The sequence below is a fragment of the Micromonospora sp. NPDC004336 genome, from assembly GCF_053602615.1.
The window spans coordinates 1-7179 of the sequence record NZ_JBSGDY010000241.1; the positions used below are offsets into that span (position 1 = coordinate 1).

Annotated in this window: 8 protein-coding genes; 5 read left to right on the plus strand and 3 right to left on the minus strand. The window is 77.1% G+C overall.

Annotated features, from left to right (window positions below):
- The first annotated feature begins 286 nt into the window (after positions 1-286).
- The 5 genes from ACWENR_RS28665 to ACWENR_RS28685 all read left to right on the plus strand — a co-directional run bounded on the left by ACWENR_RS28665 (position 287) and on the right by ACWENR_RS28685 (position 3882).
- Positions 287-460, plus strand: coding sequence for a CsbD family protein (locus ACWENR_RS28665; protein ID WP_452280069.1), 174 nt, complete (start codon positions 287-289; stop codon positions 458-460).
- A gap of 204 nt (positions 461-664) precedes the next feature.
- Positions 665-1159, plus strand: a complete 495-nt coding sequence (locus ACWENR_RS28670) for a hypothetical protein (RefSeq protein WP_452280070.1) — start codon at positions 665-667, stop codon at positions 1157-1159.
- Between the two features lie 433 nt (positions 1160-1592).
- Positions 1593-1946: an ArsR/SmtB family transcription factor gene (locus tag ACWENR_RS28675; protein ID WP_452280071.1), complete on the plus strand. Its 354-nt coding sequence runs from the start codon at positions 1593-1595 to the stop codon at positions 1944-1946.
- On the plus strand, positions 1943-2221 hold the full coding sequence (locus tag ACWENR_RS28680) for a hypothetical protein (protein ID WP_452280072.1): 279 nt from the start codon (positions 1943-1945) through the stop codon (positions 2219-2221). Before ACWENR_RS28675 ends, ACWENR_RS28680 begins: the two co-directional genes overlap by 4 nt.
- 203 nt (positions 2222-2424) lie before the next feature.
- On the plus strand, positions 2425-3882 hold the full coding sequence (locus ACWENR_RS28685) for an alpha/beta hydrolase (protein WP_452280076.1): 1458 nt from the start codon (positions 2425-2427) through the stop codon (positions 3880-3882).
- 118 nt (positions 3883-4000) lie between these two features.
- Here ACWENR_RS28685 and ACWENR_RS28690 read toward each other — a convergent pair whose 3' ends face one another.
- The 3 genes from ACWENR_RS28690 to ACWENR_RS28700 all read right to left on the minus strand — a co-directional run bounded on the left by ACWENR_RS28690 (position 4001) and on the right by ACWENR_RS28700 (position 6947).
- Complete coding sequence (locus ACWENR_RS28690) at positions 4001-5245, minus strand: RNA polymerase sigma factor (RefSeq protein ID WP_452280073.1); 1245 nt, start codon at positions 5243-5245, stop codon at positions 4001-4003.
- Positions 5242-5610 (minus strand): YciI family protein, encoded by a 369-nt coding sequence (locus ACWENR_RS28695; RefSeq protein WP_452280074.1) that lies wholly within the window; start codon positions 5608-5610, stop codon positions 5242-5244. The genes ACWENR_RS28690 and ACWENR_RS28695 overlap by 4 nt, the downstream gene beginning before the upstream one ends.
- A gap of 98 nt (positions 5611-5708) precedes the next feature.
- Positions 5709-6947, minus strand: coding sequence for a DUF2786 domain-containing protein (locus ACWENR_RS28700; protein WP_452280075.1), 1239 nt, complete (start codon positions 6945-6947; stop codon positions 5709-5711).
- Positions 6948-7179 lie beyond the last annotated feature (232 nt).

Sequence of the window (7179 nt, forward strand, 5' to 3'; positions counted from 1 at the left end):
CGGCGCGGCGCCCGCCGGGCCCCCCCCCCCCCGCCCCGGCCCCCCCCCCCCCCCCCCCGGCCCCCGCCCCCACGGCGCGTGGGCGGTCAGCCGGCGTGGACCTTGATGGTCTTCAGCTCCGGATCGGCGGCGTCGGGGATGCCCATGCCGGCGTCGAGGCCGCCACTTCCCTGGGCGGCCGTGATCGACACGCGTCCGACCTCCGACGTGGCCGACCGCACGGTTGGGCCGGGGCCGGGCGGGGTACTGCGTGGACGTACCCGGCACTGCCAAATCGGAGGTTGACATGGGTTTCGACGACAAGATCAACAACGCGACCGAGGACGCCGCCGGCAAGCTGAAGGAAGGCGCCGGCCGGGCCACCGACAACGAGCGGCTCGAGGCCGAGGGACGCAACGAGCAGGCCGGCGCCAAGCTGAAGCAGGCCGGCGAGAAGGTCAAGGACGCCTTCAAGAGCTGACTTCGCGTACGCGGATCCGCCGGGCCGGCCCCTCGCCGGCCCGGCGGTTCTGCCTGTCGGGCCCGGCGGTTCCGCTGTCGGGCTACGCCGGCCGACGTGACCCGGGGTCCCGCCCGCTCGTTGGCAGGACGACGTCCCGCCGCCCGGCGTCGGTCGAACCGTGCCGTCCCGCCGACGGCCGAGATCCGCGAACGGGAGGTCCCGATGTCCCGATCCGTCGTCTACGCGCGGCGCGCCGCAGCCGCCGTGGCGCTCGGGGTGCTGGCCGTGGGCTGCCAGGACACCTCGCCGGAGCAGGCCGACGCCGGCGCGCCCGCCCCGGGCCCGACGGCCCCGGCGAGCGCCGCCCCGAGCCCGTCCCCGGTGGCCACGACGGCCGCCAACACCGCCGAGGTCTGCCGGGAGGTGGACCGGGTCATCGTCGCCGGCAGCCGACGGATCGCCACCGACTCGGCGGCCTCGGTCGACCGGGACCTCACCGGCGAGCAGGTCGCCGACCAGCTCCGGCGCAACCTCGCCGACCTGGCCGACGACGTGCGCGCCCAGGCCCGACGGGCCGCCGACCCGCAGATCCGCGCCCTGATCGAGGAGACCGCCGACCGGATCGACGCGGGCTCGCGCGCGTCCCGCCCGGCCGCCTGGATGAACTCCACCTTCACCGCCATCCCGCCCCGCCTGACCCGCGACTGCCGCGCCTGACCCGTGCGCGCCGCGCCTGACCCGTGCGTGCGCCCCTGACCCGCGACTGCCGCGACGCCGCCGGTGGCCCCGCGAGGCGTTCCGGGCCCGGCGACCGTCACGCCTGACCCGCGAGTGCCGCGCCTGACCTGTGTGCGCGCCGCGCCTGACCTGTGCGCGCCGCGCCTGACCTGTGCGCGCCGCGCCTGATCCGCGAGTGCCGCGCCTGACCTGTGCGCGCCGCGACGCCGCCGGTGGCCCCGCGAGGCGTCCCGGGCCGGCGACCGCCGCGCCCGACCGGCTGCCGCCCGCGCCCGGCCCGCCTACGGGGGCGTGCCGCGCCGCTCAGGGGACGGGCCGGGGGATCCCCCCACCGGTCCCTGAGATCGACCGTCCACTGGTGACCGTCGCGCCCGCACCCGCTAGCGTCCGTTTGCATGTGCAAGGGCTGGTCATGAGCGCTGGTCCGACGGTCACCGGCGACGAACTGGTGCGCGTACTGGCCACGCTGACCAACCCGCACCGCATGCGGGTGGTCGCCGTGCTGGCGCGACGACGCGCGTACGTCAGCCAACTCGCCCGCGAGCTGGGCATCAGCCGGGCGCTGGTGCAGGTGCACCTGCGCAAGCTCGCGGCGGCCGGCCTCGTGTCCGCGCACCTGGAGTTGTCGGAGGACGGGAAGGCGATGAAGTTCTACGAGGTGGAACCGTTCGCGTACACACTCACGCCCGCCGCCGTCGCGGCGGCGGCCGAGACGCTCACCGCCGGACCGGGCGCGGCGCCGGACGAGGACGAGGACGGGAAATGACGGGCATGAGCGAGCACGACTGGACCGAGGTGGTCGGGGCGATCGGGATCTTCGCCCTGCTCGTAAGCGTGATCACGGTGACGATCGTGCAGGTCGCCAAGACCCGGCGGGCCCGGGTGGTCGGGGCGCGCGAGGAGGAGTACCGGCAACTCGCCCGCAGCGCCGTCGAGGCACAGGAATCCGCGGCCCGGGTGCTGGCGGCCCTCGACGCCCGGCTCGGCGGCATGGAGAACCGGCTGGTCTCGCTGGAACGCGTCCTCAAGGACGTCGACTAGCGCGCCGGCAGGGCCCCGGGCCGTCGAGCGCCAACTCGACGGCCCGGGTGGAAGCAGCATCACCTCGCCCACGGGCGAGTCTCACCGCAACGCTCCTTCGAAGGAGAGGACAGCATCTCGTGCTGCGCGTACGCAAGTCCGCCCCTCGCGGCGGCGACCAGGTCCGGCCCGGCCGGGAGGGCCGAGACCGGCCCCCCGCCCGGCTGCGGGCACTGGCGGTCGGGGCGACCGCCGCGCTGCTGGCGGCCGGCGTGTCGACGCCCGCCCCGGCCTCGGCCGGCCGGCCCGCACCCACCCCCGCGCCGGGCATCGCCTGGCATCCGTGCGAGGAGGACCGCACCGCCGAGTGCGGCACCCTGTCGCTCCCGGTCGACTGGGACCGGCCGGACGGCGACCGGTTCACGCTCCACCTGGCCCGTCGCGCCGCCACCGACCCGGCCGCCCGGATCGGCTCGCTGGTGTTCGGTCCGGGCGGGCCGGGAGACTCCGGCGTCCGCCGGATCCTGCAGAACGACCGGTTCAGCGACGACCTGCGCCGCCGGTTCGACGTGGTCAGCTTCGACCCGCGCGGCATCGGCCGGAGCAACCCGGTGCTCTGCTCGGCGGCGCTGCTCGACCGGCAGCCGCAGGTCATCGCCGACCAGGCCCGGTTCGACGCCGCCGTGGCCGACAACGCGCTGCTGCGGGCCGACTGCCGGCAGCGGACCGGGCCGCTCTTCGACCACGTCGACACCGGCAGCGCCGCCCGCGACCTGGACGCCGTCCGGGCGGCGCTCGGCGAGAGCCGGCTCACCTTCCACGGCAGCTCGTACGGCACCCTGCTCGGCGCCCAGTACGCCGAACGGTTCCCGCACCGGGTCCGGGCCGTGGTGCTGGAGAGCGTCGTCGACCACAGCCTCGGCACCCGGGCGTTCCTCGACACGCAGGCCGCCACCGCGCAGGACTCGTTCGACGAGTTCGTCGCCGGGTGCGCCCGTACGCCGGCCTGCGCGCTGCGCGGCGAGGACGTGCGCGCCGTGTGGGCCGGCCTGCTCGCCCGGGCCGGGCGGGGCGAGCTGGCGGACCCGGACCGTCCCGGCGCGACGCTGACCCCGTACGACCTCAGCCGGTTGGCGCAGCGTCGGCTGTACGTCCCGGACTGGGCCGGGCTGGCCGCGCAGATCGTCGCCCTCCGGGCGAGCCCACCCGCCGCCGGGCCCCGCGCCGCCGTGACCGCCGACGCCGTGCGGCCGCACCCGTTCGCGGTGTTCTGCGCCGACTGGCACCTGCCGGTCCGCGATCACCGGGAGTACGCCGCCCGCCTGCGGCGGATGGCCCGGATCGCGCCGGACGTGCGCTACCCGCAGGCGCTGCCGGCGATCGCGACGTGCCTCGGCACGCCGGCCCCCGTCGCCAACCCGCAGCACCGCCTCCGGGTCCGCACCGACGTGCCGCTGCTGCTCGTCAACAGCCGGCACGACCCGGCCAGCGGGCACAACTGGGCGACGAGCGTGGCGCGGCAGCTCGGCCGCTCCGGGGTGCTGCTGACCTACGAGGGCTGGGGACACGGCAGCTACACCCGCAGCGACTGCGTACGGGACGCGGTCGACCGCTATCTGATCTCGGTCGACGTGCCCGCCGGCGGCACCAGATGCCCGGCCGTGCCGCCGCCCGGCCGGTGACGTGAGGAGCCGGCCGGCGTGCGTCCCCGTGTCGCACGCCGGCCGGCGCGGCGGTCGGGGCGGCACGCGAGGCGCCCACCCCGCCCATGGTGAACGAGACTCCCGTCGCGGCCGGAACTCATCGGTGCCCGGCCAGCCGGGCGGCGCGCAGCTCCAGGTAGCGCTGCTCCGGCAGGCTCGTCGTGCCCCGGGCCGCCGCCAGGTACGCCGCCCGGGCCGCCCCCGGCTCGCCGGCCAACTCCAGCAGGTGGGCGCGGACGGCGGCGAGCCGGTGGTGCCCGGCGGTGCGGTCGTCGGCGTCGAGGGGGGCGAGCAGGGCCAGGCCGGCGCGCGGGCCGTCCACCATGGCCACGGCGACCGCCTGGTTGAGGGTGACCATCGGGTTCGGGGCGATCCGGGCCAGCAGCCGGTAGAGCGCCAGGATCTGCGGCCAGTCCGTCCGGTCCGCCGACGGCGCCTCGGCGTGCACCGCGGCGATCGCCGCCTGGAGCTGGTACGGGCCGGGCGGCGACCAGGTCAGCGCCTCGGTGACCAGGGCGATCCCCTCGGCGATGGCGGCCCGGTCCCAGCGGTCGCGGTCCTGTTCGGCGAGCGGGACCAGCTCCCCGGCCGGCCCGGTCCGGGCCGCCCGGTGCGCGTCGGTGAGCAGCATCAGCGCCAGCAGCCCGGTGACCTCGCCGTCGTCCGGCAGCAGCCGGCGCAGCATGCGGGCCAGCCGGATGGCCTCGGCGGTCAGGTCGGCCCGGTGCAGGTCGGGCCCGCCGGAGGTGGTGTAGCCCTCGTTGAAGATCAGGTAGAGCACCTGGAGCACGGCCCGCAGCCGCTCGTCCCGCTCCCCGGGCGCCGGCATGGTGAACCGCGCGCCGGCGGCCTCGATCCGCTGCTTGGCGCGGCGGATGCGCTGGCTCATCGTCGCCTCGGGCACCAGGTGCGCCCTGGCGATCTGCGCGGTGGTCAGGCCGCCGACCGCGCGCAGCGTCAGCGCGACCTGCGCCGACCGGGCCAGCGCCGGGTGACAGCAGAGGAAGAGCAGGGTCAGCGTGTCGTCCCCGGCCGGCGGCTGGTCGTCGGCGGCGGGGGCGACCGCCGCGTACGCCGGCTCGCGGACGGCCACCGCGGCCTCCCGGTCCCGGCGGGCCCGCTCGCTGCGCCACTCGTCGGTCAGCCGGCGGGCCGCGACGGTCAGCAGCCAGGCGCGCGGGTTGTCCGGGACGCCCTGCTCCGGCCACTGCGTCGCGGCGGCGAGCAGCGCCTCCTGCACGGCGTCCTCGGCCGCGTCGAACTGGCCGTGCCGGCGTACGAGCAGGCCGAGGACCTGCGGCGCCAGGTCGCGCAGCAGGTCCTCGATGTGCCGACCGCTCACCCTTCCGTCCCGGACTCGTCCATGACCGCCCGGACCTCCAGGGCGCCGAAGCTACGCCGCACGTCCGGCCAGCTCGCGGCGATCTCGGTGGCCCGCTCGACGCTGTCGCAGTCGACCAGCAGATAGCCGGCGAACTGCTCCTTGCTCTCCATGAACGGCCCGTCGGTGACCTCCGGCCGGCCACCGGCGGGCCGGACCGTGCGGGCCTGCGACGGGTCGGCCAGGGCCTGGCCGCCGACCAGCTCGCCGGACTCGGTCAGCTCCCGCATGATCTCGTCGACCTCGCCGAAGAGCGCGGCCCGCTCCTGCTCGGACAGCTCCTCGACGAACCCGGGACGGTTCCAGATCAGCAGCATGTACTTCATCGGACGCTCCTCGTCTGCTCGGTCGCGCCCATGATGGCGCGCCTCCGGTGAGGGGTCGGAGCCGACCGGCCGGTTCCGACAGCCGGGAAGGAGAAATCTCAGCGCCGGCCGCGGACCTGGCGCTTCGGGGCGGGGGCGGGGCCGAGCGAGGCGCGGTCGGCGGCGGAGGTGCCCGACGACCAGCCGTCGGCGTCGCGGACGGTGAGCCGCGCCCGCGTGACGCCGGGAAAGAGCGTGTCGAGGCGTTCCCGCACGGCCTCGGCACGGCTGGCGAGCACCGGCAGCAGCCGCTCCGGCCCGGTCTCCTCGGCCGCCCGCCGGTCCGCGTCCTCGGTGGCGGCCCGCAGCCGCTCGCCGATCCGCAGCGCGAACGCGTTCAGGAAGGACTCGTCGTAGTCCCGGGTGCGCCGGCCGGCGCCCCGGGCCCGCCGCTCGCCCCGGCCGCGCAGCATCCCGGCGGTCGCCTGCACCAGCAGCGAGGTGTAGAGCAGCTCGACCGCCTCCAGGTCGGCCGGCCAGCCCAGCACCGTCGTGAAGCCGAGGTCGTCGGACCAGACCGCCTCGCACCGGTTCGCCGCCGCCACCTCCTGCACCAGCAGCGCCTTGGCGCCCGCGTACGGGGGGTCGGTGTCGAGCCGCACCCCGCCGGGCTGGTCGGCGCGTTCGGCGACGCCCGCCAGCAGCGCCTGGTCGATGCTGTGCCGGGCGATCAGTTCCTGGGCCTTGCCGGTCAGCGCCTCCGCCTCGGCCGGGTAGGTGGTCGACTCCGCCTTGGCCAGCAGCGCCCGCACCCGGTCGAGCATCCGGGACCCGCCGGTCGACGCGCCGCGCGCGGTGCCCGCTCCGGTCGCGCCGGGCGGCGGCCGCAGCACGGCGATCGGCGGGAGCCCCTCGACCAGGGCCAGCGCGTCGACCGCCGCGCGCAGGGCGGTGAACCGGTCCCAGCCGGCGCGGGCCGACCGGGCGGCCAGCTGGCTCCCGTCGCCGTCCCACCACACCCGCGCGTCCAGATCGCGGAGCTGGTCGTCCCACCACGACGGCACCGGCCCCGCCAGGTCGCGGCGGTGCGCGGCGAGCGCGTCGGCCACCAGCCCCGCCGGCCGGGCGCCCAGCCGGCGGGTGGCGAGCCGGACCAGGTCCACCGGCTGCCAGCCGCGCGGCGCGAGCCGGCCGACACCGCGGGCCAGGCGGCGCAGGAGCGCGGCGTCGACGGCCGCCGCGCTCTCCGCCGCGCCCGTTCCGATCATCAGCCGGTCCAGCTGCCGCTCCGCGAGGCGTACGTCGGTGCCGCGCACCGCCGCCAGGGCGTCGCTGACCAGTTCCTCGGCGTCCGGCACAGCCTGTCCCCCCGGAGTCTGCGTTTCCCGCGCCGGGAGACGATCGTCGCCCGCCCGCCGAAGGTACCTCCGGGCCCGCCCGCCGACCCGCCGGTCGTGACGGTCGCCACCGGAACCGCTCGCCACAGGCGTGCCGTGGCGGCGGTGGCGCGACGTCTGGTCCGTGCGGCTTCTCCGGCGGGTGCCGGTGTGGGTGCGGGTGCCGGTTCCGCTGGTGGTTTCCGGTTGTCGG

Coding starts and splice junctions, on each gene's coding strand:
- ACWENR_RS28665 (WP_452280069.1), top strand. CDS start 287: ATGGGTTTCGACGACAAGATCAACAACGCGACCGAGGACGCCGCCGGC.
- ACWENR_RS28670 (WP_452280070.1), top strand. CDS start 665: ATGTCCCGATCCGTCGTCTACGCGCGGCGCGCCGCAGCCGCCGTGGCG.
- ACWENR_RS28675 (WP_452280071.1), top strand. CDS start 1,593: ATGAGCGCTGGTCCGACGGTCACCGGCGACGAACTGGTGCGCGTACTG.
- ACWENR_RS28680 (WP_452280072.1), top strand. CDS start 1,943: ATGACGGGCATGAGCGAGCACGACTGGACCGAGGTGGTCGGGGCGATC.
- ACWENR_RS28695 (WP_452280074.1), bottom strand. CDS start 5,610: ATGAAGTACATGCTGCTGATCTGGAACCGTCCCGGGTTCGTCGAGGAG.